This is a genomic window from Olleya sp. 1-3 (assembly GCF_002836085.1).
Taxonomy (GTDB): Bacteria; Bacteroidota; Bacteroidia; order Flavobacteriales; family Flavobacteriaceae; genus Olleya; species Olleya namhaensis.
Window position 1 is genome coordinate 133522 of the sequence record NZ_PJBW01000004.1, and the last position, 24385, is coordinate 157906.

Annotated in this window: 26 protein-coding genes; 21 read left to right on the forward strand and 5 right to left on the reverse strand. The window is 32.5% G+C overall.

Annotated features, from left to right (window positions below; all coding sequences use genetic code 11):
- The first annotated feature begins 15 nt into the window (after positions 1-15).
- The 19 genes from CXF54_RS05845 (at position 16) to CXF54_RS05935 (ending at position 17575) form a co-directional block, all read left to right on the forward strand.
- Complete coding sequence (locus tag CXF54_RS05845) at positions 16-726, forward strand: ABC transporter ATP-binding protein (RefSeq protein WP_101202830.1); 711 nt, start codon at positions 16-18, stop codon at positions 724-726.
- A 123-nt stretch (positions 727-849) separates the two neighbouring features.
- Complete coding sequence (locus tag CXF54_RS05850; RefSeq protein ID WP_101202831.1) at positions 850-3396, forward strand: tetratricopeptide repeat protein; 2547 nt, start codon at positions 850-852, stop codon at positions 3394-3396.
- A 12-nt stretch (positions 3397-3408) separates the two neighbouring features.
- Positions 3409-3795, forward strand: coding sequence for a polymer-forming cytoskeletal protein (locus CXF54_RS05855; RefSeq protein ID WP_090837233.1), 387 nt, complete (start codon positions 3409-3411; stop codon positions 3793-3795).
- On the forward strand, positions 3767-4006 hold the full coding sequence (locus tag CXF54_RS05860; protein ID WP_262496848.1) for an AtpZ/AtpI family protein: 240 nt from the start codon (positions 3767-3769) through the stop codon (positions 4004-4006). Before CXF54_RS05855 ends, CXF54_RS05860 begins: the two co-directional genes overlap by 29 nt.
- Positions 3999-4370, forward strand: a complete 372-nt coding sequence (locus CXF54_RS05865) for a DUF6168 family protein (RefSeq protein ID WP_101202832.1) — start codon at positions 3999-4001, stop codon at positions 4368-4370. Before CXF54_RS05860 ends, CXF54_RS05865 begins: the two co-directional genes overlap by 8 nt.
- Positions 4371-4553: 183 nt before the next feature.
- Positions 4554-5621 (forward strand): F0F1 ATP synthase subunit A, encoded by a 1068-nt coding sequence (atpB, locus tag CXF54_RS05870; protein ID WP_394364786.1) that lies wholly within the window; start codon positions 4554-4556, stop codon positions 5619-5621.
- Positions 5622-5661: 40 nt separating this feature from the next.
- Positions 5662-5850, forward strand: a complete 189-nt coding sequence (gene atpE / locus CXF54_RS05875; RefSeq protein ID WP_090837241.1) for an ATP synthase F0 subunit C — start codon at positions 5662-5664, stop codon at positions 5848-5850.
- Between the two features lie 92 nt (positions 5851-5942).
- The gene (locus CXF54_RS05880; protein WP_090837242.1) at positions 5943-6443 is read left to right on the forward strand and encodes a F0F1 ATP synthase subunit B; all 501 of its coding nucleotides are present in this window, start codon (positions 5943-5945) and stop codon (positions 6441-6443) included.
- Between the two features lie 7 nt (positions 6444-6450).
- Positions 6451-6987: an ATP synthase F1 subunit delta gene (atpH, locus tag CXF54_RS05885; RefSeq protein ID WP_090837244.1), complete on the forward strand. Its 537-nt coding sequence runs from the start codon at positions 6451-6453 to the stop codon at positions 6985-6987.
- A gap of 42 nt (positions 6988-7029) precedes the next feature.
- A complete protein-coding gene (gene atpA, locus CXF54_RS05890; RefSeq protein WP_090837245.1) occupies positions 7030-8610 on the forward strand; it encodes a F0F1 ATP synthase subunit alpha in 1581 nt (526 codons plus the stop codon).
- A 94-nt stretch (positions 8611-8704) separates the two neighbouring features.
- Positions 8705-9565: an ATP synthase F1 subunit gamma gene (atpG, locus tag CXF54_RS05895; RefSeq protein WP_101202833.1), complete on the forward strand. Its 861-nt coding sequence runs from the start codon at positions 8705-8707 to the stop codon at positions 9563-9565.
- 128 nt (positions 9566-9693) lie between these two features.
- Complete coding sequence (locus CXF54_RS05900; protein WP_101202834.1) at positions 9694-10167, forward strand: hypothetical protein; 474 nt, start codon at positions 9694-9696, stop codon at positions 10165-10167.
- Between the two features lie 64 nt (positions 10168-10231).
- Complete coding sequence (locus CXF54_RS05905; RefSeq protein WP_101202835.1) at positions 10232-11659, forward strand: polysaccharide biosynthesis C-terminal domain-containing protein; 1428 nt, start codon at positions 10232-10234, stop codon at positions 11657-11659.
- A 35-nt stretch (positions 11660-11694) separates the two neighbouring features.
- Positions 11695-12129 carry a dUTP diphosphatase gene (gene dut, locus CXF54_RS05910; protein ID WP_101202836.1) on the forward strand — a complete coding sequence of 145 codons (435 nt, stop codon included), beginning with the start codon at positions 11695-11697 and terminating at the stop codon, positions 12127-12129.
- Positions 12130-12137: 8 nt separating this feature from the next.
- Positions 12138-13103: a tetratricopeptide repeat protein gene (locus CXF54_RS05915; protein ID WP_101202837.1), complete on the forward strand. Its 966-nt coding sequence runs from the start codon at positions 12138-12140 to the stop codon at positions 13101-13103.
- 4 nt (positions 13104-13107) lie between these two features.
- Positions 13108-14130, forward strand: a complete 1023-nt coding sequence (locus CXF54_RS05920; RefSeq protein WP_101202838.1) for a sugar phosphate nucleotidyltransferase — start codon at positions 13108-13110, stop codon at positions 14128-14130.
- Positions 14131-14195: 65 nt separating this feature from the next.
- On the forward strand, positions 14196-15560 hold the full coding sequence (locus tag CXF54_RS05925; RefSeq protein WP_090837256.1) for a tetratricopeptide repeat protein: 1365 nt from the start codon (positions 14196-14198) through the stop codon (positions 15558-15560).
- On the forward strand, positions 15560-16339 hold the full coding sequence (locus CXF54_RS05930) for a DUF4292 domain-containing protein (protein WP_101202839.1): 780 nt from the start codon (positions 15560-15562) through the stop codon (positions 16337-16339). The genes CXF54_RS05925 and CXF54_RS05930 overlap by 1 nt, the downstream gene beginning before the upstream one ends.
- Before the next feature lie 3 nt (positions 16340-16342).
- Positions 16343-17575, forward strand: a complete 1233-nt coding sequence (locus CXF54_RS05935) for a murein hydrolase activator EnvC family protein (RefSeq protein ID WP_101202840.1) — start codon at positions 16343-16345, stop codon at positions 17573-17575.
- A 66-nt stretch (positions 17576-17641) separates the two neighbouring features.
- Here CXF54_RS05935 and CXF54_RS05940 read toward each other — a convergent pair whose 3' ends face one another.
- Together CXF54_RS05940 and CXF54_RS05945 are read right to left on the reverse strand one after the other, a co-directional pair.
- Positions 17642-18151: an acyl-CoA thioesterase gene (locus tag CXF54_RS05940; RefSeq protein WP_090837261.1), complete on the reverse strand. Its 510-nt coding sequence runs from the start codon at positions 18149-18151 to the stop codon at positions 17642-17644.
- 136 nt (positions 18152-18287) lie between these two features.
- Positions 18288-19223: an SPOR domain-containing protein gene (locus tag CXF54_RS05945; protein ID WP_101202841.1), complete on the reverse strand. Its 936-nt coding sequence runs from the start codon at positions 19221-19223 to the stop codon at positions 18288-18290.
- 106 nt (positions 19224-19329) lie between these two features.
- Here CXF54_RS05945 and dprA point away from each other — a divergent pair, with 106 nt between their 5' ends.
- Positions 19330-20433 (forward strand): DNA-processing protein DprA, encoded by a 1104-nt coding sequence (gene dprA, locus CXF54_RS05950; protein ID WP_090837265.1) that lies wholly within the window; start codon positions 19330-19332, stop codon positions 20431-20433.
- Positions 20434-20442: 9 nt separating this feature from the next.
- Here the strand turns inward: dprA and trpS are convergent, their stop codons facing one another.
- The gene (gene trpS / locus CXF54_RS05955; protein WP_090837266.1) at positions 20443-21411 is read right to left on the reverse strand and encodes a tryptophan--tRNA ligase; all 969 of its coding nucleotides are present in this window, start codon (positions 21409-21411) and stop codon (positions 20443-20445) included.
- Between the two features lie 79 nt (positions 21412-21490).
- On the opposite strand from trpS, the gene CXF54_RS05960 reads away from it, so the two are divergent.
- The gene (locus CXF54_RS05960; protein ID WP_101202842.1) at positions 21491-22228 is read left to right on the forward strand and encodes a lysophospholipid acyltransferase family protein; all 738 of its coding nucleotides are present in this window, start codon (positions 21491-21493) and stop codon (positions 22226-22228) included.
- Between the two features lie 64 nt (positions 22229-22292).
- Here CXF54_RS05960 and CXF54_RS05965 read toward each other — a convergent pair whose 3' ends face one another.
- Both CXF54_RS05965 and CXF54_RS05970 read right to left on the reverse strand, forming a co-directional pair.
- The gene (locus tag CXF54_RS05965; RefSeq protein WP_101202843.1) at positions 22293-23840 is read right to left on the reverse strand and encodes a hypothetical protein; all 1548 of its coding nucleotides are present in this window, start codon (positions 23838-23840) and stop codon (positions 22293-22295) included.
- Positions 23841-24383: an RNA polymerase sigma factor gene (locus CXF54_RS05970; protein WP_090837272.1), complete on the reverse strand. Its 543-nt coding sequence runs from the start codon at positions 24381-24383 to the stop codon at positions 23841-23843. It lies immediately after the preceding gene.
- Positions 24384-24385: the final 2 nt, after the last annotated feature.

The following is a 24385-nucleotide window of genomic DNA, read 5'->3' on the forward strand; positions in this document are numbered from 1 at the left end:
TACAACTACTACATCATGATAACAACAACAAATCTTTCAAAAAAATATAGCGGAAAAGAAGTATTAAATATTTCTAGTTTAGACATTCCTAAAGGTCAAAGTTTTGGGCTTGTAGGTAATAATGGAGCAGGAAAAACAACCTATTTTAGTTTGCTTTTAGATTTAATAAGACCAACAACAGGAGATATTAAAAACAATGGTATTTTAGTAAGTCAAAGTGAAGACTGGAAACCGTTTACTTCTGCATTTATAGACGAAAGTTTTTTGATAGGCTATTTAACCCCAGAAGAATACTTTTATTTTATCGGTGATTTGCGTGGTCAAAACAAGCAAGATGTAGATAATTTAGTGGCTCAGTTTGCAGATTTCTTTCATGGCGAAATTCTTGGTCAGAAAAAATATCTTCGCGATTTAAGTAAAGGAAACCAAAAAAAGGCAGGTATTGTTGCTGCGCTTATAGGTAATCCTGAAGTGATTATTTTAGACGAACCTTTTGCTAATTTAGATCCAACAACACAAATTAGACTAAAGGAAATTATTAAAGATTTAGCGGAGACAAAAGGCGTAACAGTGTTGGTGTCTAGTCATGATTTAATGCATGTTACAGATGTGTGCGAGCGTATTGTTGTGTTAGATAAGGGGCACGTAATTAAGGATATACAAACTAGTGAGGCTACTTTAAAAGAATTAGAAGCACACTTTTCGGGTGCGGTAGACATGGCTTAAAGGTAAGTTTCAGTTCATTTTTTCGAAAAAAGTAAAAAAGATGCTTATTTTTACGGACTTGCAGTCTGTATTAATACTATTTTCTGCATTAATTAGTTATGTATTACACAAAATACAACCGCATTGAAGATAGCATTAAAAATTTGTATAGTTTCGGGATTAATCTTAGCAACAGTCACTAGTTGTTCAAGAAAAAAAAACAGCTTCATAAATCGTAGTTTTCATGCAGTTACTGCAGAATATAACGCTTTGTTTAATGGTTTTGAAGCCTTAAAACAAGGTCGAGATAATCTAAACAACGACTACAAGGACAACTATTGGGAGATTTTACCGGTAGAGCGTATGCAAGTTAGTGAAGAGATTGTATTGCCTGGTCAATCAAAAAATCAAGATTTTACAAAAGCAGAAGAAAAAGCGGTAAAAGCAATTCAGAAACACGGAATGAATATTCAGGGTAAAGAATATAACCCGCAAATTGACGAAGCTTATTTATTGTTAGGAGAAGCAAGATATTTTGATCAACGTTTTGTGCCAGCATTAGAAGCTTTTAACTACATCCTTTACAAATATCCAGCGTCAGATAAGATTAACACTGCAAAGGTATGGAGAGAAAAAACCAACATGCGTTTAGAAAATGACGAGCTGGCTATTACAAATCTTAAACGTCTTATCGAGCAAGAAGAGTTAGAAGGACAAGAATTAGCAGATGCGACTTCAATCTTAGCACAAGCTTATATTAACACAAAATCTTTAGACAGCGCATTAACCCAAATTAAAATTGCATCAAAAGCAACTAAAGTTAATGACGAAAAAGGACGTTTCAACTTTATAAAAGGACAACTTTACAATGTGCTAACTTATAAAGACAGTGCTAACCTTGCATTTGATGAGGTTATTGACTTAAACCGAAAAATTCCACGTCGTTACTTAATGGCGGCTCAAATAGAAAAAGCAAAAAACTTTGATTACGATAAAGGTGATAAAATAGCATTTTTAAAGCACTTAAGTAAGTTAGAAAAAGATAGAGAAAATCGTCCATATTTAGATAAGATTTATCATCAAATTGGCGAGTATCATTTAGCTAATAAATCAGATTCTTTAGCGGTTGCGTATTACAATAAGTCTTTAAGAGAAAAATCTAAGGATAGAATTTTAGTTGCTAAAAACTATGAGACTTTAGGCGATTTTTACTTTGACAGAAACAACTACAAATTTGCAGGTGCGTACTTTGATAGTACAATGACAAGCATGGTAGAAAACAGTAAGCCATTCCGTACTATTAAGCGTAAACGCGAAAACTTAGATGATGTTATTTATTACGAAGGTATTGCTGAGGTTAATGACAGTATTCTTAGACTAGTAAAAATGCCGGAAGCAGAACGTTTAGCGTTTTTTACAGACTACACCAATACATTAAAACAGCGCTTAGAAGCAGTAAAAGAAAAATTAGAAATAGAAGCACGTAAAAGTGGATTAGCAACAAATGACAATTTGTTTAATAATACAATCACACCAAGAGGTGGTTTGCCAGGAGCGGGTTCTAACTTTTACTTTTATAATCCAAGTACTGTTGCATATGGTAAAAACGAATTTTCACGTATTTGGGGAGATCGTAAAAATGAAGATAATTGGAGATGGTCTTCTGCTAGAGCAGGAGGATTTGCTAATCAATCGGATTTAGATGTCTCTGCACTGGAGGATGAAGATAATGTGTTATTAAATCCTGACTTTTATATGTCGCAACTACCTTCAACAGAAAAAGAGTTAGATAGCATTAAAAAAGATCGTAATTATGCGTATTACCAATTAGGGTTAATCTATAAAGAGAAGTTTAAAGAGTATAACTTGTCTAAAAGTAAATTTTTAAACTTATTAGATAGTAATCCAGAAGAGAAATTAGTCTTACCATCAAAATATAATTTGTTTAAGATTTACGAGATCTTAGGACAAAATGATGAGGCTTCTATCGCCAAAGCAGACATTATTGCTAATCATGCAAATTCTAGATATGCTGAGATTTTGAAAAACCCAGAATTAGCAGCAACAAGAGATGATAGTAGTCCGGAAAGTTTATATGAAGACACTTATAAGTTATTAGAAGGACAAGAATACCAGCAAGTCATTACGCGTTCTAAAAAGTATATGTCCTTTTTTGATGGTGATGGTATGGTTCCTAAATTTGCATTGCTTAAAGCAACTGCAGAGGGAAGATTAAACGGATATCAAGCCTATATTGATGGGCTTAACGATGTTGCTTTAACATTTGCTAATACAGAAGAAGCCATTCAGGCGCAATCTATTATAGCTAGCTTAAAATCGGTTAGTGATAAAACGTTTAAACCAGATACTGAGTCTACTAAGTTTAAAGTCGTGTTTCAGTTTAGTAACAATGAGTTAGAAGCCATTAGTAGCTTCAAAGAGATTTTGGATGAGGTAACGCAAAAAATTACGTATTATAATATGTCAACGTCTGTAGATATATTTAATGCAGAAACAACATTTGTTGTTGTGCATGGTTTAAAAAGTGTTGAAGGCGCAAAAGGCTTTGCAGATATATTGAAAGCAGAGGATAAGTATAAAATTAGCAGACCTTATTTTGGAATTTCGTCTGATAACTATAAGACGCTTCAAATACATAAAAATCTAAACGAATATTTAGCAATTAAATAATTTCCCTTTAAAATGAAAAACAAGCAGCAAGAGCAGTTTTCTATTCAAAATATAATAGCAAAAGGCACAAAAATAGTAGGAGACTTTTTTAGTGATGGTGATATAAGAGTTGACGGTACAATAGAAGGTAATATAGAAACTTCTGGAAAAGTTGTTATTGGTAAAGAAGGAGAAATAATAGGGAAATTAAAGTGTAGTAATGCGTATTTTGAAGGTAAACTTACCGGTACTTTAGAGCTTACAGAAACACTTACGTTAAAATCTACAGCGTATATCGAAGGGGATGTAATTACTCAGAAATTAGCGGTAGAGCCTGGGGCAACTTTTAATGTGTCTTGCGTTATGAAAACCACTGTAAAAGATCTAAATAGTGGCTCGAAAACCAAAAAAACAGCTTAATCCTTATATTAGGTTTACTTCAATAGCATTCCAAATGGGAATTACCATTTGGCTAGGAAGTCTATTGGGTAGTTGGTTGGATACTAATTATGGTAGCGACAATCAATTTTATTTTAAAACAATAACATTAATAGCTGTGTTTATAGCCATGTATGCGGTAATCAAACAAGTTATAAAAATCACTAACAATCAAAAAAACAAAAATGAATAAACGTATTTTATATGTCGTTGCTTCAATACTTGTAATATTAGTAGTAGCCTATAATCTTCAAAGCTACTTAACGGACGATAACGTACCGTACTCTTTACAAAAGCTTTATATTTTTCATGGGATTGCTGTTTTAATAGTCTATTTAGGTATTGAGATTATACACGATAAAATGCCTAACCAAATAGGGACAGCTTATCTTACATTGATGTTTTTAAAAATAGGAACTTTTATATTATTATTTAAAAGCACCATCTTTTCAATCAAAGATTTGACCTTAACAGATCGTTTAGGCTTAGTAATACCGTTTTTTTTGTTTTTAATAGCAGAAACAGCTTGTATTGCCAAATTATTAAAAAGCAAGTAAGTGTGTGAAGTATAGTGTTATAGCGATAAGGTTGGACATAAAAAAAATCTAATTAAAAAAAGCGTTTACCTTTTTAAATTATTACTTACATTTGCACAAAATTTACAGACCATAAATTTATTAGTTACAAAAAGTATGATGTTGGCAAAAAAATCTATCAATTTTATAACAATATTAGTTCTAATGTTATTTTCAGTCTCTTCTTATGGAGACGATACTAAACAAGAACCAGGGAATCAAGTGAACACTGCTCAAGAAATTAAGGAGTATATCAAACATCACTTAAAAGATTCTCATGATTTTCACTTTTTCACTCATAATGAGTCTGGAACGCATTATAGTTTTCCATTACCAGTTATCGTTTGGACTAAAGATGGTTTAAAAACATTTATGTCTTCTGCTTTTCATCATGATGATAGTGGAAGCGAAATTGTAACTAAAGGAGATACACGTTTAGTAAAACTACACAGTAAAATATACGAGTTGGATGCAGGAGCAACAACAGTAGCTTTTGATGAGAAACATCATCCAACAAATGCACATAAAGTTATAGATTTTTCAATCACAAAATCTGTAGTTGGAATGTTATTAACTGGAGTTTTAATGTTATTAGGTTTTAGTGCATTAGCAAGAGGGTATAAAAAAGGACATTCAGTACCAAAAGGTATTAGTAGAGTTTTAGAGCCTTTAGTAATATATGTAAGAGATGATATTGCAAAGCCAAATATTGGAGAGAAAAAATACCGTAAATTTATGGGGTTTTTACTAACTGTATTTTTCTTTATCTGGATCTTAAACTTATTAGGATTAACACCAATAGGATTTAACGTTACAGGTCAGATTGCAGTAACAGCATGTTTAGCAATTTTTACAGCAGTTATATATTTATTTAGTGCAAGTAAAGATTTTTGGAAGCACACATTATGGATGCCAGGGGTGCCTGTAATTTTACGTCCAATATTAGCAGTAATAGAGTTAGTAGGTTTTATTTTAATTAAACCTTTCTCATTATTAGTTCGTTTATTTGCAAACATGACAGCAGGTCACTTTGTTGTAATGAGCTTAATAGCATTAATGATAACAATGAAAGAATCATTTGGAGCTGTTGGATCAACAGGGATGTCTTTAGTGTTGGCATTATTTATTTCGGTTATTGAAATTTTAGTAGCCTTTTTACAAGCGTTTATTTTCACGATGTTATCATCGTTATTTATAGGAATGGCAGTCGAAGAACACGACGATCATCACTAACAAGAATTTGTTTAATTAATATTTATAAAACCAAATTAGTATGTACAATTTAATTGGAGCAGGGTTAATCGTAATCGGTGGAGGAATCGGATTAGGTCAAATTGGAGGAAAAGCAATGGAAGGTATTGCTCGTCAACCTGAAGCAGCTGGAAAAATCCAAACTGCAATGATCATTATCGGAGCCTTATTAGAAGGTTTAGCATTCGGTGCGTTAATCTTAGGAGCATAATCCTAAAACAAAAAGAAACAGCTTTCTGCAACGGTTGGTTGCAGAAACTGTTTTAAATTAAACAAAAAGACAATTATAGTAATCTATATAGTATGGAAACTTTATTAAACGATTTTTCAGTAGGCTTGTTTGTAATGCAAGGTGTTATCTTATTAATATTAATTATATTAATGAGAAAATTTGCATGGAAGCCTATTCTAGACGCTTTACAAACTCGTGAAGACGGTATACAAAATGCATTAGACTCAGCTGAAAATGCTAAATTAGAAATGCAAAATCTTCAAGCAGATAACGAGAAGTTATTAAAAGAAGCACGTGCAGAACGTGAGTCTATGCTTAAAGAAGCAAGAGAATTAAAGAATAAAATGATTGAAGACGCTAAAACGGAAGCTCAAGCACAAGCAAACAATATGATTGCTCAAGCACAAGCTGCTATTGAAAGCGAAAAGAAAGCAGCTATGGCAGAATTAAAAGGTCATGTTGCAGGTTTATCTTTACAAATTGCAGAAAAAGTAGTAGGTCAAGAATTATCTAACAAAGACAAACAACTACAATTAGTAGAGTCTATGTTAAATGATGCTAAATTAAACTAGTCAAAACATGGCAGGAGAAAGAGCAGCAATACGTTACGCAAAAGCGGTTTTAAGTTTAGCTACAGATAATAATATAGCTGAGGCTGTAAATACTGACATGGAGCTAATAAATAATACAGTAGCGCAAAGTAAAGACTTAAAAGACATGCTTTACAGTCCTGTAATTAGTGCAAGTATTAAAAAATCAGCGTTATTAGAAATTTTTAAAGGTATTAACCAGGCAACGGTTAATTTAATAGATACTTTAATTACTAATAAGCGTGTAGACCTATTACCACATGTAGCCTCAAAGTTTATAACTTTGTTTGAGCAACAAAAAGGTAGTCAAATTGCAACCGTTACTACAGCAGTGCCTTTAACAGAAGCTTTAGAAGCTAAAGTTTTAGCAAAAGTTAAGGAGCTTACAGGTAAAGAGGCAGCAATTAAAAATATAGTAGATGAAAGCATTTTAGGTGGTTTTATTCTAAGAGTTGGAGATACACAGTATAATGCTAGTATCGCTGACCAATTAAGCAAGTTAAAAAGAGAATTTACAATAAACTAAGACTTACCCTGAGTTTGTCGAAGGGTCTAAATATCAATAAAGATGGCAGAAGTAAAACCAGCTGAAGTATCAGCAATCTTAAAACAACAACTTTCAGGTTTTGAAGCTAGCGCTTCATTAGACGAGGTTGGAACAGTATTAACAGTAGGTGATGGTATTGTACGAGCTTACGGATTAGCTAACGCACAATATGGTGAATTAGTAGAATTCGACGGTGGATTAGAAGGTATCGTACTTAACCTTGAAGAAGATAATGTAGGTATTGTACTTTTAGGAACTTCAGTAGGAGTTAGAGAAGGATCTACAGTAAAACGTACTAATCGTATCGCATCTGTTAAAGTAGGTGAAGGTATTGTTGGACGTGTTGTAGATACACTAGGTAACCCAATTGATGGTAAAGGACCAATTACTGGAACAACTTATGAGATGCCTCTAGAGCGTAAAGCACCAGGAGTTATCTACAGAGAGCCAGTAACAGAGCCATTACAAACAGGAATTAAAGCTATTGATGCTATGATCCCAGTTGGTAGAGGACAACGTGAGTTAGTTATTGGTGACAGACAAACAGGTAAAACTGCAGTTTGTATTGATGCTATCTTAAATCAAAAAGAATTTTACGATGCAGGAGAACCTGTATATTGTATATATGTTGCAATTGGTCAAAAGGCTGCAACAGTAGCACTTATTGCTAAAACATTAGAAGAAAAAGGAGCATTAGCGTATACTACGATAGTAGCAGCTAACGCATCAGATCCAGCAGCAATGCAGGTATATGCACCGTTTACAGGAGCATCTATTGGAGAGTATTTTAGAGATACTGGTAGACCAGCTTTAATTGTATTTGATGATTTATCAAAACAAGCAGTTGCTTACCGTGAGGTATCTTTATTATTAAGACGTCCACCGGGACGTGAGGCGTATCCTGGAGATGTATTTTATTTACACTCAAGATTATTAGAACGTTCTGCAAAAATCATTAATAATGATGCAATTGCAAGAGAGATGAATGATTTACCAGATTCATTAAAACCAATCGTAAAAGGTGGTGGTTCTCTTACTGCTTTGCCAATTATTGAAACACAAGCAGGAGACGTTTCGGCATATATCCCTACTAACGTAATTTCTATTACAGATGGGCAAATTTTCTTAGATGGAGATTTATTTAACTCTGGTGTTCGTCCAGCAATTAACGTAGGTATTTCTGTATCTCGTGTTGGAGGTAATGCACAGATTAAATCAATGAAAAAGGTGTCTGGTACTTTAAAACTAGATCAAGCACAATACCGTGAGCTTGAAGCTTTCGCTAAGTTTGGTTCAGATTTAGATGCAGTTACTTTAAATGTAATCAACAAAGGAAAACGTAATGTTGAGATTTTAAAGCAAGCACAAAACGATCCTTTTAAAGTTGAAGATCAAGTAGCAATTATTTATGCTGGTTCTAAAAACTTATTAAAAGATGTTCCTGTTGAAAAAGTTAAAGAATTTCAACGTGATTATTTAGAGTTTTTAAATGCTAAACATAGAAATATATTAGATAGTTTAAAAGCTGGAAAATTAACAGATGAAGTTACAGATGTGTTAACAGTTGTTGCTAAAGAATTATCTGCTAAGTATAGAGCATAGTATTCTTCCTATCTCTTTTTAAAGAGAAACGAGAGTTTGTAAAGTATAACATTTTAAAAAGTCCTTTTTTAGGAAAGGACTTAGGATAATAAAAATGGCTAATTTAAAAGAAATACGTAACAGAATAGCTTCAGTATCTTCAACGATGCAGATTACTAGTGCCATGAAAATGGTATCTGCTGCTAAATTGAAAAAAGCTCAAGATGCTATTACAGCAATGCGACCTTATTCGGACAAGTTAACTGAGCTTTTACAAAGTTTAAGTGCAACTTTAGATGAAGATGCAGGAAGTAAATTTGCTGAACAACGCGACGTTAATAATGTATTAATTGTATCTATAACCTCTAATAGAGGTTTATGTGGTGCTTTTAATTCTAACATTATTAAGCAAACACAAAACTTGATTTCTAATGTGTATGCAGGTAAAAAAGTATCTGTTTTAGCAATAGGAAAAAAGTCTAACGATGCATTTTCTAAAAAGGGACTTGTTATCGAAAATCAAAGCAGAATATTTGATGATTTAACATTCAATAACGTTGCTGATATTGCAGAGATGTTAATGAATAAATTTAGTGAAGGCGAATTTGATAAAATTGAAATCGTTTACAATAAATTTAAAAATGCAGCAACTCAAATAGTAATGACTGAGCAGTTTTTACCAATTATTCCAATGGAAGGTGAAGTAGAAGCTAATTCTGATTATATCTTTGAGCCATCTAAGCTAGAAATTATTGAGGAGTTAATACCAAAGTCACTTAAGACTCAATTATACAAAGGTATAAGAGATAGTTTTGCTTCAGAGCATGGTGCGCGTATGACAGCAATGCACAAGGCAACAGATAATGCTACTGAGTTAAGAGATCAACTTAAGTTAACTTACAACAAAGCACGTCAAGCCTCTATTACTAATGAGATCCTTGAGATTGTTGGTGGTGCAGAAGCATTAAATAACTAAGATAATAGGAGCACATAGTATACTAAGTGTTTTATTTTATAATTTTATTAAAACCTTATTCAATTTGAATAAGGTTTTTTTATGGAATACGTTTTGATTAAGTACCTTTATACTAAATACAATTTATCATGCAATTTTTTAAATATTTAAGTGTTTCTGTTTTAGCCAGTTTGTTTTTTGTACAGTGTAGTTCTGCTCAAAAATTAGAGCAAGACGCACCCTTTAAAACTAGTAAGGCGTATTACCAAAAATGGATCGCAGGTATTCAAGGTGGTGGTTCTGGTATAAATGTATTTATTCCTGTGACAACAGCATTACAGTCTGTAAAATTAGATAGCTTATATTTTAGAGGACAAAAAGTATTATTGCAATCACAACCAAGTAATGGTAGTTTGTTTATGGGACGTATTATTACAGAAGCCAATCAAAGGGAAGATTTTAAAGCTAGTACTACAGAAATGCCTTTTGAGTTAAATGATAATCAAGCAGTAATTAGTTATATAGAAAATGGTATAACCAAGTATTTTAAAATAGATAATATTGTTGAAAAACAAATGCAACAATATCCAAGTGCGCCACCAAGAAACCGTAATAAGCAATAACTAGTATTTAGCCTTTATTTTCTTGGTTACAAACAGACTCTTTTAATTCAAATTATAAAACACATTGAGCGTTCTAAAAAAGTTTTTTAAAGACACAATAATTTATGGTTTAGCTACGGTTTTACCTCGTCTGATGAATATCCTTTTGGTCAGACTACACACAGGTAAATTAGAAACAGTTAGCTATTCAGATACGACAGAGTTTTATGTCTATGCCTCTTTTTTTAATGTATTGTTAACTTATGGGATGGAGACCGCTTTTTTTAGATTTTTTAGTAAATCTCAAGAGAAGGATAAAATTTTTTCGACTACGTTTATTAGTTTAATAGTCACTACAGTTACGTTTCTTGTTGTTGTATTGTGTTTTAGTTCTCAGTTAGCAAATTGGTTAGATTTAAATCAAACGTATTTTAATTTATTAATTGGCATTTTGGTTTTAGATGTATTGGTAGTCGCACCGTTTGCTTACTTACGTGCAACAGGACGACCAATGCGCTTTGCAGCTGTTAAGCTTAGTAATATTGTGATTTTTGTAGTGTTAAACTATTTTTTCTTTTGGGCTATACCCAAGTTTGGTATAAACTTCCCTAATTATGAGCCATCCAATTTAGTACAGTATATTTTTATTTCTAATTTGGCGGCTAGTGCAGTTACTTTCTTATTACTTATACCTTATTTTTTTAAAGTAAAATTACAGTTTAGTAAAACTATATTTAAGCAACTACTTGGTTATGGATGGCCTATTATGGTTGCAGGTTTAGCCTATGTGGTTAACGAAAATTTTGACAAATGGATTATTCCTCACTTATTAGATAAGGATATTAATGGTGCTTATAGTGGTTGTTATAAAATAGCAGTATTTATGACCATTTTTATACAAGCTTTCCGTTTAGGAGCAGAGCCTTTTTTCTTTTCTCATGCCAAGGAGAAAAACGCAAAACAGACCTATGCGTTAATAATGAAGTATTTTGTAATTGCTGGTAGTCTAATGTTAGTATTTATAATTGCTTATTTAGACATTTTTAAAGCGTGGTTGGTAAAAGATTCAAGTTATTGGGAAGCGATGCAAATTGTTCCTATCGTATTGCTTGCCAATTTATGTTTAGGTATTTATTTTAACTTAGGTATTTGGTATAAGTTGACGGATAAGACTAGGTACGGTATGTATTTGTCAATTATTGGTGCAATTGTAACCATCAGTTTCAATTTAATTTTGATACCAAAATTTGGTTTTATGGCAGCAGCTTGGGTAACATTGGCGGCTTATGGAACTATGATGGTTTTGTCTTATCTTTTAGGTCAAAAATACTATCCAGTACCTTATAATCTAAAACAGATTCTTGGCTATTTATCCATTGCAATAGTATTGTCTCTAGTTGCTTTAAGTACCGACGCTAATTATTATATAAATACTATATTAGTTTTAGTATTTTTGGGACTAATAGCGCTTTTTGAAAAAAAAGAAATAATACGATTATTAAAAAGTAATTAAACGGTTCTGTACTTCAGAGCAAATTCAATATAATTATGCAAATTAAAATAATAAATAAGTCTAGTCATGCATTGCCACATTATGAAACCATAGCGTCTGCAGGATTAGATTTAAGAGCTAATATAACAGAAGCAATACAATTGCAACCATTAGAACGTACAATCGTTAAAACAGGCTTATTTATAGAGTTACCAATAGGTTTTGAGGCACAAGTTAGACCAAGAAGTGGTCTAGCAGCAAAAAACGGAGTAACAGTATTAAATGCACCTGGAACTGTGGATGCTGATTACAGAGGAGAGATTGGTGTGATTCTTGTTAATCTATCTAATACAATGTTTACTATTCAAAATGGAGAACGCATCGCACAACTTGTAATTGCTAAACATGAGCGTGCAGAATGGCTAGAAGTAGAAACATTATCTGAGACCTCTAGGGGTGAAGGTGGCTTTGGAAGTACAGGAACTAAATAAAACCAAATATGAAACCAATTACAGTACTAATAGCGCTATTAATAAGTAGCATTGGATTTGCACAAGATAACTCAGAGAAAATAGTTGATGTTGCTTATGATGCTTGTGATTGTATTGGTAAAATTCAAACAAATCTAAGTACTGAAGAGAAAAGTGAACAAATAAAATCATGCATTACGTCTGCTAATATGGCGTGGCAGTTAAGTAAGTCAATGTCCGAGATGTCTGAAAAAGTAAGTGACACCTTAAGGCAATTGGAAGATATTTCAAAAATAGATTCGCTAATAATACCATCGGATAATTTAAATATTTCATTAGTTTCTGATTCAGATTATGAAGAGATTGAAGCGTATCTTTTAGAAACTTGCGGGGATATGGAAACGGTTTATTTTGCAGAAGACGAAACAACAGAAAATTCCTATTCTGATAAAGACAAGGCAATGGATTTTTATAACCAAGGATTGGTTGCTTTTGATAATCAAAATTATAAAAAAGCAATCAGCCTCTATAAAAAAGCAGTTAAAGAAGATAAAACATTTGCTTTTGCTTGGGATAATCTAGGACGTACGTATAGAGAATTAGGAAATTACAAAGAGGCTATAAAGTGTTATAAAAAATCACTCAGAATTGATCCAAAAGGAGGTATGCCTTTAATGAATATAGCGGTAGCTTATGGTTATTTAAAGCAATTTGATAAAGCAAAAAAAGCATATCGACAATATGGTAAGGTTTTTGAAAACAATCCTGAAACTTATTTTGGTTTAGGTAGGATTTATGCGTTAGATAACGATATGGAAAATGCCTTAGATAATATGATGCAAGCTTATTTATTGTATCAAAAAATAAACTCACCTTATATAAAAGATGCAGAGAAATTTATTTCAATATTGTATACAGAGTTAGAAAATCAAGGAAAAGTAGATGCTTTCAATAGAATAGCAAAAAAATATAAAATTCAAATTTCAGAAGACTAATAATATGAAAATAATAGTACCTATGGCAGGACGAGGATCTCGTCTAAGACCACATAGTTTAACAGTACCAAAACCATTAATTCCAGTAGCAGGACAACCAATTGTACACCGTTTGGTAAAAGATATTGCTAAAGTTTTAAATCAACCAATTACAGAGATTGCTTTTGTTTTAGGCGATCCAGCTTGGTTTGGAGAGGATGTTGTGGCTAGTTTAAAAGCGTTAGCAACAGGTTTAGGTGCCAAATCATCTATTTACAGACAAGACCAACCTTTAGGGACAGGTCATGCAATAATGTGTGCAAAGGACTCATTATCTGGTCCAGCAGTAATTGCATATGCAGATACGTTAATTAGGGCTGATTTTAATTTAGATCCAGACGCGGATGCAGTTATTTGGGCTAAACAAGTAGAGCAGCCAGAAGCCTATGGTGTTGTTAAATTAAATGATCAAAAAGAAATTATAGAACTGGTAGAAAAACCAGAACAGTTTGTTAGCGATTTAGCAGTTATCGGTATTTATTATTTTAAAGAGGTAAGCCAACTTAAGGACCAACTTCAAATCGTGTTAGATAATAATATTATACATGGTGGAGAATACCAAATTAACGATGGTATTAAAGGTATGATGGCTGAAGGTAAAGTCTTTAAAACAGGAGTAGTTAGTGAGTGGATGGATTGTGGTAATAAAGCCATAACCTTAGAAACTAACCAACGTATGTTAGGATTTTTGAAAGCAGATGGAGAAGAGCAATTAATAGCATCTACTGTTAATAATACAAATTCAACAATTATAGAACCTTGTTATATTGGAGAAAACGTAGTGCTTAAAAACACAACAATTGGACCATTTGTATCTGTTGGAAATAACTGTGTTATAGAGGATTCAACAGTTAAAAATAGCCTAATACAAAACCATACTACTATAAAAAATGCTAATTTAGACGAAGCTATGATTGGTAATCATGTTAAGTTTGATGGTAAATTCACTAAAATTAGTATCGGAGATTACTCAGTATTAGAATCATAATAATGTAATACTACAGACTATTACGTAAACCACGTCATTAAGAGCATAGCGAAGAATCTTTAAAAATGAAAAGACAATTTTACATAGTACTTATTTGCTTCGGGACACTTTTGTTTCCGCAAGTTAGTAGTGCGCAAGAGGATTTAAATGCTAAACCTGATGACGATTTAGGTGATGTGTCTGATGCATATCAAGAACATTTTTTTGAAGCTTTAAAGCAAAAAGGGATTGAGAATTACCAACGCGCAGTAGATAATTTACTGGAGTGTATAGAGATGGACGATTCTGATGCTATTTTGTATTTTGAATTAGGTAAAAATTATAATAACCTAAAAAACTTTGGTGCAGCAGAAGATGCGCTTAAGATTGCTGTCAGTAAAATTCCGGATAACGAGTGGTTTCTGGATGAGTTATACTCGACTTACATTCAGCAAAAAGAATACAAAAAAGCCATTAAAACGGTAAAGCAATTAGTAAAATATCATCCTAGCTATAGAGAAGATTTAGCTAATATCTATATGCAAACCGGCGATTTTAAAGAAGCCTTAAAAGTACTTGACGAGTTAGATGAGGAGTTAGGTATTACTAAAGATCGTGATATTTTAAGAAACAGAATTTATAATGCTACGGGGCAAAAAAAGGATCAAATAGAAAATCTAGAAGAACGTGTGGATAAGCATCCAGATTCTGAAGACACTTATTTAAGGTTAATATACCGCTATAGTGAAAGTGGCGAACTTAAAAAAGCATTTGAAACTGCTAAAAAACTTTTGGAAGTTAATCCAAAGTCAGAGTTAGTGCATTTAGCGCTTTATAAATTTTATCTTCAGGAAGGTAGCAATGATAAAGCAATCAAATCCATGAAAATAGCTTTACAAAGCAGTCAGATCAATCCAGAATCTAAAATTAAGGTGTTGGCTGATTTTGTCAAATTTGTGGCTAAAAACCAACAATACGAACAGGATTTGGTAGATGTAACATCTATGTTGACTAAAATTGAATCTAGTGGTAAGACTTTAGTCGAATTAGCGCAGTATTATTTACTTAAAGGTGAAAAGCAAAAAGCACTTAATTTTTACGAAGAAGCACTTCAAAAGGAAGAAGAAAATTTTGGTATTTTACGAAACATTATACTGTTGCATATAGATTTACAACAGTTTACCCAAGCAGAACAAAAAAGTGCGGAAGGATTAGAGATATTTCCATCGCAACCTGTTTTGTATCTGGCCAATGGTGTTGCTTTAAATTATTTAAACCGTCCAAAGGATGCTATTAATAGCCTAGAAATGGGATTAGATTATATTATTGAAGACACAAAAATGGAAATAGATTTTTATAAGCAATTAGCTAAAGCCTATACCGCAAACAACAATTTATCTAAAGCAAAAACGTTTACAGATAAAGCTAACAAATTAGAAGGATCAAATTAATGGCATTAAAAACCCGCATATCTTTTGTAATACTGCTTATAGCCGTAATATTTACTGGCTGTAAAGGGGTTAAAACAGTAGTGTCTAATGGAGAGATAAATACTAAATTAACCGCTAAACAACTTATTAAAAATAGCACCAAAGCAGGTATTGATTTTACAACGTTATTCGCAAGACTAAAAATAGAGGTTATCCAAAAAGGAAAATCGCAAAATCATACCGTTAGTCTTAAAATAGAAAAAGATAAAAAAATATTAATTACGTCTACACCTGTTAGTATTGTTAGGGCGTTAATTACACCAACTAGAGTAGCGTTTTATAACAAATGGGACAACACTTATTTTGATGGCGATTTTGCTTATTTAAGTGATCTTTTAGGTACAGATTTAGATTTTGATAAAGTACAAAATATGTTATTAGGTCAATCTCTTTTTGATTTAAACGATGATAAATACGACTTGTCTGCAAACGATAAATCGTATATACTGCAACCTAAAAAGCAACGCGAGTTGTTCGAGTTATTTTTATTTGTAAACCCAAGTCATTTTAAAATGGACTCTCAAGAAATAGCGCAACCTCAAGAAAAGCGTATTTTACATATTGATTACTTAACGTATCAAGAAGTAGATAAAAAAACAATACCTGAACAAACCAAAATACTAGCTATAGAAGACCAAGAACAACTAGAGATTAATCTTGAGTTAAAATCGGTTAAGCTAAACGAGAAGATTCGTTTTCCGTTTACTATTCCTTCTGGTTATAAAAAAATAGAGTTGTAATTTATGAAGCTTCGTTTACTCCTTTTGCCAGTTTTCTGTTTTATAGTGCTTGGCAGTACTTCCGCTTTAGCGCAAAAAAACAAAATAGATCAACTAGAAGCACAGCGTTTAGAGATTAAAAACCAAATTAAACAAATTAATAATTTGTTGTTTTCAAATCAATCAAAACAGAAAAGTCAGACGTCTTTAATAGAGGATGTTAATTACAAATTAAGCGTTAGACGTAACCTAATTAAAGTCACAAACCAACAAGCTAATTTAATTACACGGTCTATAAATACCAATCAAAAGAAGATTTCTAGTTTAAGAGAAGAGTTGACTATTTTAAAGGATAATTACGCAAAAACAATCCGTAATACTTACAAAAATAAAAGCAATCAAAGTCGTGTGATGTTTTTACTATCGTCTAATAATTTTAGACAAGCCTACAAACGTTTACAGTACATGAATCAGTACTCTAAATACCAAAAGGAACAAGGCGAGAATATTAAAGAGAAGACGTTAAAATTGCAGTCATTAAATTTAGAATTAGGCCAGCAAAAAGCGGACAAAGACAAACTTATTGCAGAAAACAGAGAGGTGCAAAAAGCATTGGAAGTAGATATGAAGCAGCATGAGACTATCATGGCTTCTATTAAAAAGGACCTAAATAAATATACCGCACAAATTAAAGAAAAGCAAAAAGAGGCTAGAGAGATTGATCGTGAGATTGACCGTATTATTAAAGAAGCCATTGCTAATTCTAACAAAAAAGCAGGTACAAAAAACACGACAGCTAAATCGTCCACAACATTTGCTTTAACACCTGAGGCTAAAATTTTGGCAGCAGATTTTTTAAGTAATAAAGGAAAGTTAGTTTGGCCTGTAGAGAAAGGTTTGGTTAAAGTAAGGTATGGTGTGCAGCGTCATCCTACTGATGCATCACTATCAATAAATAGTACTGGTGTGCGTATTGCTACCGAAGAAAATGCAATTGTAAGAACGGTATTTAAAGGCGAAGTTTTAAAAATTATAGTTCAGAAAAGAGGAAATCCAACGGTTTTAATTAAGCATGGTAATTACATTACGGCGTATCATAACCTAAAGAAAATATCTGTTAAACCAGGTGACAAAGTGGTTTCTAAACAAGAAATAGGAGAGGTGTTTACCAATGGAGATGGCGAAACTATTTTATGGTTTAGTTTATATAAAAACGACAAATCTGTAAATCCTGCAGAATGGATTTATAAGATGTAACAGGATTGTATTTTACAGCATATTAAACAATAAAAAACCCAATGCATTGCATTGGGTTTTTTGTTTCTATTCAAACAAAGCCTTAAGCTCTGTAGCATCGTTAGGTTTTATTTTTCCTGCTAATAGTAAACTTAATTGTTTACGTCTTAAAGCAGCAGCGTATCGTTCTTTTTCTAAATCTGTTTCAGGTATTAACTCTGGTACAGCAACAGGTGTTCCGGTTTCGTCCACAGCAACAAACGTATAAATAGCTTCGTTGGCTTTAGATCTATTTCCAGACTCTCTGTCTTCTACCCATACATCAATATATATTTCCATAGAACTTTTAAAGGCTCTAGAGACTTTAGCGTCTACAGTTACAACACTTCCTAAAGGGACAGCTTTGTTAAATGCGACGTGGTTTACAGAAGCGGTTACAACAATACGTCTAGAGTGTCGTCTAGCGCTAATACTAGCAGCACGATCCATTCTAGCTAGCAACTCGCCACCAAAAAGGTTGTTTAAAGGATTAGTTTCACTAGGTAAAACTAAATCTGTCATTACTGTTCTAGAGTGTTCGGCAGTTCTTGCGTTCATCATAATTTTTTCTTTTCAGCCACAAAGGTAAGCGGATTTAAATATCTAGATTGCAGATTTTACAATTTATTAAGAAATAAAAAACCTCAAAGATTTTTAAATCTTTGAGGTTTTTTATATAAAATAAGGGCTTCGTTTAGTCTATTGCTTTAATAAGCAACCAAGCATCTTTGTTTTGTTCTTTTCTAATACTGTTTAAAGCTTTAAAAGCATCTTCTCTAGACGTATAACTGGCATAAGCTACTTGGTGTAGTCCATGTCTGTTTTTACCTATCTTACGTGCTTTAAATCCTTCGTCTTGTAATTGTGCTACTTTTTTATCAGAGTTTTCTTCTTCTCTAAATGCACCAGCTACAATATGGTAATTACCACTTTGCTTGTTTACATGTAATGTTATAGCAGGTAATGGATTGCTAATTACAAAAGTAGCTTCTTGTATTTTACTGTCTAATTGCGCGTTAGCTTCTTCTTGCGCCATTTGATTATGTTGGTCTACACTATTAATATGGTTGTTAAAGCCAAAACCAAATAACCCTAAAGCTACAACTGCTACAGCTGCATATTTTAAATATGATCTGTTATTACGTTTTTCTGGAGTTACAGTAAGTGGTATAACTTTTTCAATAGCTTCTACTTCTTCTTTGTAAACTTCTCTAGTAACTGCAGGAGATACAAATTGAGATAAACCAAAAGCATCCGTTAAATAATTAAGATGGTATGATGGGCTAAACTCTATTTTACCTGCTTCATTAAATACTAAATCACCAATGTTTTCAAAACTTAATGTTTCACCTTCCGTTAAATAAGACTTTAAAGACTTAACACGTTTAGATAAGTTTTGTAAAGCAGTTTCAAAAGGTATTTTTTCAACATCTGCTATGTAACGTACTAACAACCCATCGTTAGTTTGTATTTGTTCGTTAAAAGACAAGGTTTTTTTTGGTGGATAAAACGCATTGGTATTATCATGTACTTGCGCAGATTGACGTTGTGTTAAAAACGACCCAAATTCTGGAATCGTAACACAGTCATATCTGTATAGTAAATCGCTTATGTAATGTTCTAATTGCATAGAAACAAAGTTAGAAAATTTTGAAAACCAATAAAATTTTGACGGTATTAGTTATTAACAGAGTTAAATTTCTTTTCTTGTAGATTCAAAATCAGTGCAATAAACAATGAATGACGATCAATTACGGTACAATTTAGCCCTACAACACGTTTCTAAAATAGGAGATACAACAGCAAAAAAGCTAATTAACCATTGCGGAAGTGCAGAAGGTGTCTTTAAAGAAAAAAAACAAAACCTATTAAAAATTGATGGTATAGGCGAAATTATTTTAAGTGAACTCTACCAATCTAATCATTTGGAAGCAGCAGATAATGAGTTAAAGTTTATTAAGGATGAAAACATAAAACATCATCATTTTACAGACGAAACCTATCCTGAAAATTTAAAGCATTGTATTGATAGTCCATTAGTATTATTTGAAAGCGGAAACATTAATTTAAATAACAAACATATTATAAGTATTGTTGGTGCAAGAAAAATAACAACATCGGGGATTGCTTTTTGCGAAAAACTAGTAGAAGAATTGGCTATTTATAAGCCTATTATTGTTTCTGGTTTTGCTTACGGTACGGATATAACCGCGCACAAAGCTGCGGTAAAAAATAATTTACAAACTATAGGGTGTTTAGCACATGGTTTAAATCAAATTTATCCTAAAGTGCATAAAAAGTATGTCGCAGAAGTAGAAAATAACGGTGGTTTTTTTACTGATTTTTGGAGTAGCGATAATTTTGATCGGAATAATTTTTTAAAACGAAACCGCATTATAGCCGGAATAAGTCAGGCAACCATTGTTATTGAGTCTGCCGAAAAAGGCGGGAGTCTAGTTACTGCAGACATTGCAAACTCTTATAATAGAGACGTTTTTGCTGTGCCAGGACGTGTTACAGATAGTCAAAGTATTGGTTGTAATAACTTAATAAAACAGCAACGTGCCCATTTGTTGTCTACACCATTAGATGTCCCTTATATCTTAAATTGGCAATTAGAGAACTTGCAAAAAGCACCAGTGCAAAAACAGTTATTTATCGCGTTGGAACCTGATGAAAAATTGGTTTACAATTATCTAAAAGATAAAGAAAAGGAACTGTTGGATACTATTGCTATTAATTGCAAAATGCCAACGTATAAATTAGCTGGCATTTTACTTAATATGGAATTAAAAGGGGTGATTAGACCACTTCCTGGTAAGTTGTTTGAGGTTATTTAGGTCCTAAAATTAATACCCAAGTTTTTCTCTTACTCTAACTAAAACGTCGTTAGCTACTTTTTTAGCTTTTTCAGCCCCTTTTGCTAAGGCGTCATCTATTTCGTTTAAATTAGACATGTAATGGTTGTAGCGTTCACGCTCAGTTTCAAAAGTAACCAAGATTAATTCGTATAACGCTTGTTTAGCATGCCCATAGCCGTAATTACCGTTTTCGTAATTAGCTTTCATAGTTGCTATTTCGCTCTCAGAAGCTAATAATTTATATAAAGCAAAACAGTTACATGTAGACCAATCTTTTGGATCTTCTAGAGCTGTACTATCCGTTTCGATAGACATTATTTGTTTTCGTAATTTTTTTTCTGGTAAAAAGATGTTAATAGTGTTTCCTTTACTTTTACTCATTTTAGCACCATCCGTACCAGGAATAAGCATGTTGCTTTCTTGGATTTTACCTTCTGGGATTACAAAAGTTTCTCCTAATTTGGCATGAAATCTTGATGCAACATCACGTGTCATTTCTATATGCTGTAATTGGTCTTTTCCAACAGGAATTATATTTGCATCATATAACAAGATATCTGCAGCCATTAGCATTGGATAGGTAAACAATCCAACATTTACATCTTCTAAACGGTCCGCTTTGTCTTTAAAACTATGCGCTAAAGTCAAACGTTGAAAAGGAAAAAAGCAACTTAAATACCAAGATAATTCAGTAGTTTGAGGAATATCACTTTGTCTATAAAACACTGTTTTTTCTATATCTAATCCTAATGCAAGCCAGGTTGCAGCAGTAGAGTAGGTGTTGTTTCTAAGTGTCTCAGCGTCTTTAATTTGAGTTAAAGAATGCATGTCTGCAATAAATAAAAACGATTCGTTTTTAGCATCATTAGATAATGCTATTGCAGGACGTAACGCGCCCATGATGTTTCCAAAATGTGGTGTTCCTGTGCTTTGTATTCCTGTGAGTATTCTTGGCATAATTATAAATATGTTCTAAGTAGCAAAGGTAATTTTTTTAGTAGAATACCTCAATTAATTTAGTTAGTTTTGACGTATAATGATTGTATTTAAATATATTTTTTGGACATTATACCGTATTTGGTTCTACATCTTAGTAGCATTACCAATTATTATCATGTTCCCGTTTTTGTTAGTTTCTATTTTAAAAGAATCTTGGTATCCTTATTTTTTTAAGTTAGCACGTATTTGGGCTAGATTTATTTTAATTGGTATGGGGTTTGTTACAAAGACTGAATATCTTCAGAAACCAGAAGCTAATAAAAGTTATATGTTTATAGCTAATCATACCTCTATGGTAGATATTATGTTGATGTTAGTTACCGCCAAAAATCCATTTGTATTTGTTGGTAAAGCAGAGTTGTCTAAAATACCATTGTTTGGGTTTTTCTATAAAAGAACCTGTATTTTAGTAGATCGCAGCAGTGCGCAAAGTAGACAAGCTGTATTTTTAAGAGCTCAAAAACGTTTAAAACAAGGATTGAGTATTTGTATTTTTCCTGAAGGTCTTGTTCCTGATGAGGAGATTTTATTAGGAGAATTTAAAGACGGTGCTTTCCGTTTAGCGATAAACCACAATACGCCAATAGTACCAATTACTTTTGCTGATAATAAAAAACGTTTTTCATATACTTTTTTTAGCGGAGGACCAGGTGTTATGCGAGCAAAGATGCATCATTTTATTCCAACAGAAGGTTTAGCCAAAGAAGATACTAGAGCTTTAAACTATAAGTCTAGACAAGTTATTTTAGAGCAACTAAAAGCGTTCCAAAAATAGAAAAGCCACTCTTGGCACAGAGCAGCTTTTCAATATACTTCCCTAAATATAGGGCACTTAAAAATTAAAATCTATAATTTAACCCGGTATATAAACCAATAATGTAAGGGTTAAAGTCGCCTGAGGTATTGTTAAACGTATTTAGCTGATATTTAAATGTTGGCTCTACATTAAAAATCACTGCATCACTAAACCTAAAATTTAGTCCAATTCCTATATTGGTGCTAAAACTAACGGGATTGATGTTGTTGGCTTCTCCAATTTTAACATTTGATCCATTTAATTCAGAAACCACTTGGTTGTCATTTAAAACAAAAGTACTTAATCCGCCTATTAGATGTAATCCAAAACGCTTGTCAAGTAATTTATATTCTAATTCTAACGGAATCTCGTAATAGCTCATGCGCTGACTTATAGCAGCATTAAGGCTTCTACTTACTTCCATTGTGTTTACGTTGCTCGCGCTAATCATACTTAATTGTTGTCCAGAAGGTATGGAAACGAAATTAACATTTTTTAAATTTGATTCGTTACCTATTGAGGTTATGCTGTTTGACGAACTAAATTTTTCGTAAACAATAATGTCGTCCGTATCATAACTAAGGTTAAGACGGTTAACACCTGATCTAATAGTTAGTTTTTTGTTTAAGGCATACCCAACTTTAACACCATAACTAGAATTGATTTCACCAGATTTGTTATTGTCGTTAAATTGTTCATCTAAGTGGGACCCTTCTCCCATAATGTTATAATACACAGGAGCAATATTGGCGTTAACAACCCATTTATTACTATTTTTTTCTTCGGTATCAACGTCGTCTTCCTTTGCAATGTTTTCTGCAATAGCATCTTCAATAGATGGTTTTTGTGTTTTTAATGTATCGGTAATCGTTTGTGTTGGAGTTTCGGATACAGTAGTGTTTGATACAATACTTTCTTTGTTGTTAAGTAGTGTCTTAGTTGTATTTTGAGTTATAACCGTGTTACTTTGGTTTTCTGTTTTTGTTGTGTTTTCACGAATAACTGTAGTTGGTTTTGTTGAATTTTTTACCGTTGTTGCGTAAGTGTTTTTTGCTTCACTTTGTGTCGACGGGTTTGAGTTTTGTGCAGCCTTTAAGCTATTGTTGTTGTTATAAGAAGATTTTTTAACCGCACGACTACTTACGCTATTAGTATTATTGCTAACTTTTTGATCTGTAGGTAATTTATTTTTGTCTGTAGATTTGGGTGTTGTTATTGTTTTTGAAACTGCAGTTTTATAAGTTTTTGAGTCGTCTTGACTAGTTTTTATTTTGTCGTCAAGAGTAGTATTTAGCGTTTGATCTATTTCTTCTTTACTCTTTGTTTTGTTTAATTTTTCAGTATTTACTACAGTTGGTGTAATTGTATTTTGGTCTGTATTAAAAATGCTTTTTCCAATAAACATTAGTAATAATGCGCTGGCAGCAATACCCGATAATTTTAACCAAAATGGAAGGATAAACACTGGTTTGTCTTCCTGTTCTTCGTTTAATTCAGATTGAATTTTTTGCCAAACTTTTGGGTCTGGTTTAACATCAAAGTCTTTAAACTTTTCCTGAAATAGTCTATCTATGTTCTTTTTGTTACTCATTTATAGTGATTGAGAGTTTAATCCCATTTTGTGTGCTAATATTTTCTCTTTTAATAATTGTCTAGCTCTTGCCAAGTTAGATTTTGTGGTTCCGGTGGTTATGGATAGTAGTTCTGCGATTTCTTTATGTGAATAACCATCTAAAACATAAAGGTTAAATACTAGCCGGTATCTATCTGGTAATTCTTGTATGTATTGCAACAGATAATCAATACTAACAGCATCATCATCTATATCTATTTCTTCGTCTACTATAGCTTCTTCGTTAATTATTTCAAAAACCTTTTGACTTCTATAACGTTGTAAAGCGGTGTTTATAGTAATTCGCTTCAGCCAACCTTCAAAACTACCTTTATTTTTATATTGTTTTATTTTTTTGAAAATAGTAATAAATGCATCCTGCAAATTGTCTTCAGCTTCGGCATAGGAGCTTGAATACTTTAAGCTAACCGAAAATAATTTGCTTGAAAAAAGCTTATATAAATCGCTTTGTGCTTTAGTATCATTGGACTTGCAGTTGTGTATGAGTTGGTCTAAACCCAATT

What these genes read in the sequence shown, in the direction of transcription:
- CXF54_RS05845 (WP_101202830.1), top strand. Translation starts at nt 16, where the DNA reads ATGATAACAACAACAAATCTTTCAAAAAAATATAGCGGAAAAGAAGTA.
- CXF54_RS05855 (WP_090837233.1), top strand. Translation starts at nt 3,409, where the DNA reads ATGAAAAACAAGCAGCAAGAGCAGTTTTCTATTCAAAATATAATAGCA.
- CXF54_RS05865 (WP_101202832.1), top strand. Translation starts at nt 3,999, where the DNA reads ATGAATAAACGTATTTTATATGTCGTTGCTTCAATACTTGTAATATTA.
- atpB (WP_394364786.1), top strand. Translation starts at nt 4,554, where the DNA reads ATGTTATTTTCAGTCTCTTCTTATGGAGACGATACTAAACAAGAACCA.
- atpE (WP_090837241.1), top strand. Translation starts at nt 5,662, where the DNA reads ATGTACAATTTAATTGGAGCAGGGTTAATCGTAATCGGTGGAGGAATC.
- CXF54_RS05880 (WP_090837242.1), top strand. Translation starts at nt 5,943, where the DNA reads ATGGAAACTTTATTAAACGATTTTTCAGTAGGCTTGTTTGTAATGCAA.
- atpH (WP_090837244.1), top strand. Translation starts at nt 6,451, where the DNA reads ATGGCAGGAGAAAGAGCAGCAATACGTTACGCAAAAGCGGTTTTAAGT.
- atpA (WP_090837245.1), top strand. Translation starts at nt 7,030, where the DNA reads ATGGCAGAAGTAAAACCAGCTGAAGTATCAGCAATCTTAAAACAACAA.
- atpG (WP_101202833.1), top strand. Translation starts at nt 8,705, where the DNA reads ATGGCTAATTTAAAAGAAATACGTAACAGAATAGCTTCAGTATCTTCA.
- CXF54_RS05900 (WP_101202834.1), top strand. Translation starts at nt 9,694, where the DNA reads ATGCAATTTTTTAAATATTTAAGTGTTTCTGTTTTAGCCAGTTTGTTT.
- dut (WP_101202836.1), top strand. Translation starts at nt 11,695, where the DNA reads ATGCAAATTAAAATAATAAATAAGTCTAGTCATGCATTGCCACATTAT.
- CXF54_RS05915 (WP_101202837.1), top strand. Translation starts at nt 12,138, where the DNA reads ATGAAACCAATTACAGTACTAATAGCGCTATTAATAAGTAGCATTGGA.
- CXF54_RS05920 (WP_101202838.1), top strand. Translation starts at nt 13,108, where the DNA reads ATGAAAATAATAGTACCTATGGCAGGACGAGGATCTCGTCTAAGACCA.
- CXF54_RS05925 (WP_090837256.1), top strand. Translation starts at nt 14,196, where the DNA reads ATGAAAAGACAATTTTACATAGTACTTATTTGCTTCGGGACACTTTTG.
- CXF54_RS05930 (WP_101202839.1), top strand. Translation starts at nt 15,560, where the DNA reads ATGGCATTAAAAACCCGCATATCTTTTGTAATACTGCTTATAGCCGTA.
- CXF54_RS05935 (WP_101202840.1), top strand. Translation starts at nt 16,343, where the DNA reads ATGAAGCTTCGTTTACTCCTTTTGCCAGTTTTCTGTTTTATAGTGCTT.
- CXF54_RS05940 (WP_090837261.1), bottom strand. Translation starts at nt 18,151, where the DNA reads ATGAACGCAAGAACTGCCGAACACTCTAGAACAGTAATGACAGATTTA.
- CXF54_RS05945 (WP_101202841.1), bottom strand. Translation starts at nt 19,223, where the DNA reads ATGCAATTAGAACATTACATAAGCGATTTACTATACAGATATGACTGT.
- dprA (WP_090837265.1), top strand. Translation starts at nt 19,330, where the DNA reads ATGAATGACGATCAATTACGGTACAATTTAGCCCTACAACACGTTTCT.
- trpS (WP_090837266.1), bottom strand. Translation starts at nt 21,411, where the DNA reads ATGCCAAGAATACTCACAGGAATACAAAGCACAGGAACACCACATTTT.
- CXF54_RS05960 (WP_101202842.1), top strand. Translation starts at nt 21,491, where the DNA reads ATGATTGTATTTAAATATATTTTTTGGACATTATACCGTATTTGGTTC.
- CXF54_RS05965 (WP_101202843.1), bottom strand. Translation starts at nt 23,840, where the DNA reads ATGAGTAACAAAAAGAACATAGATAGACTATTTCAGGAAAAGTTTAAA.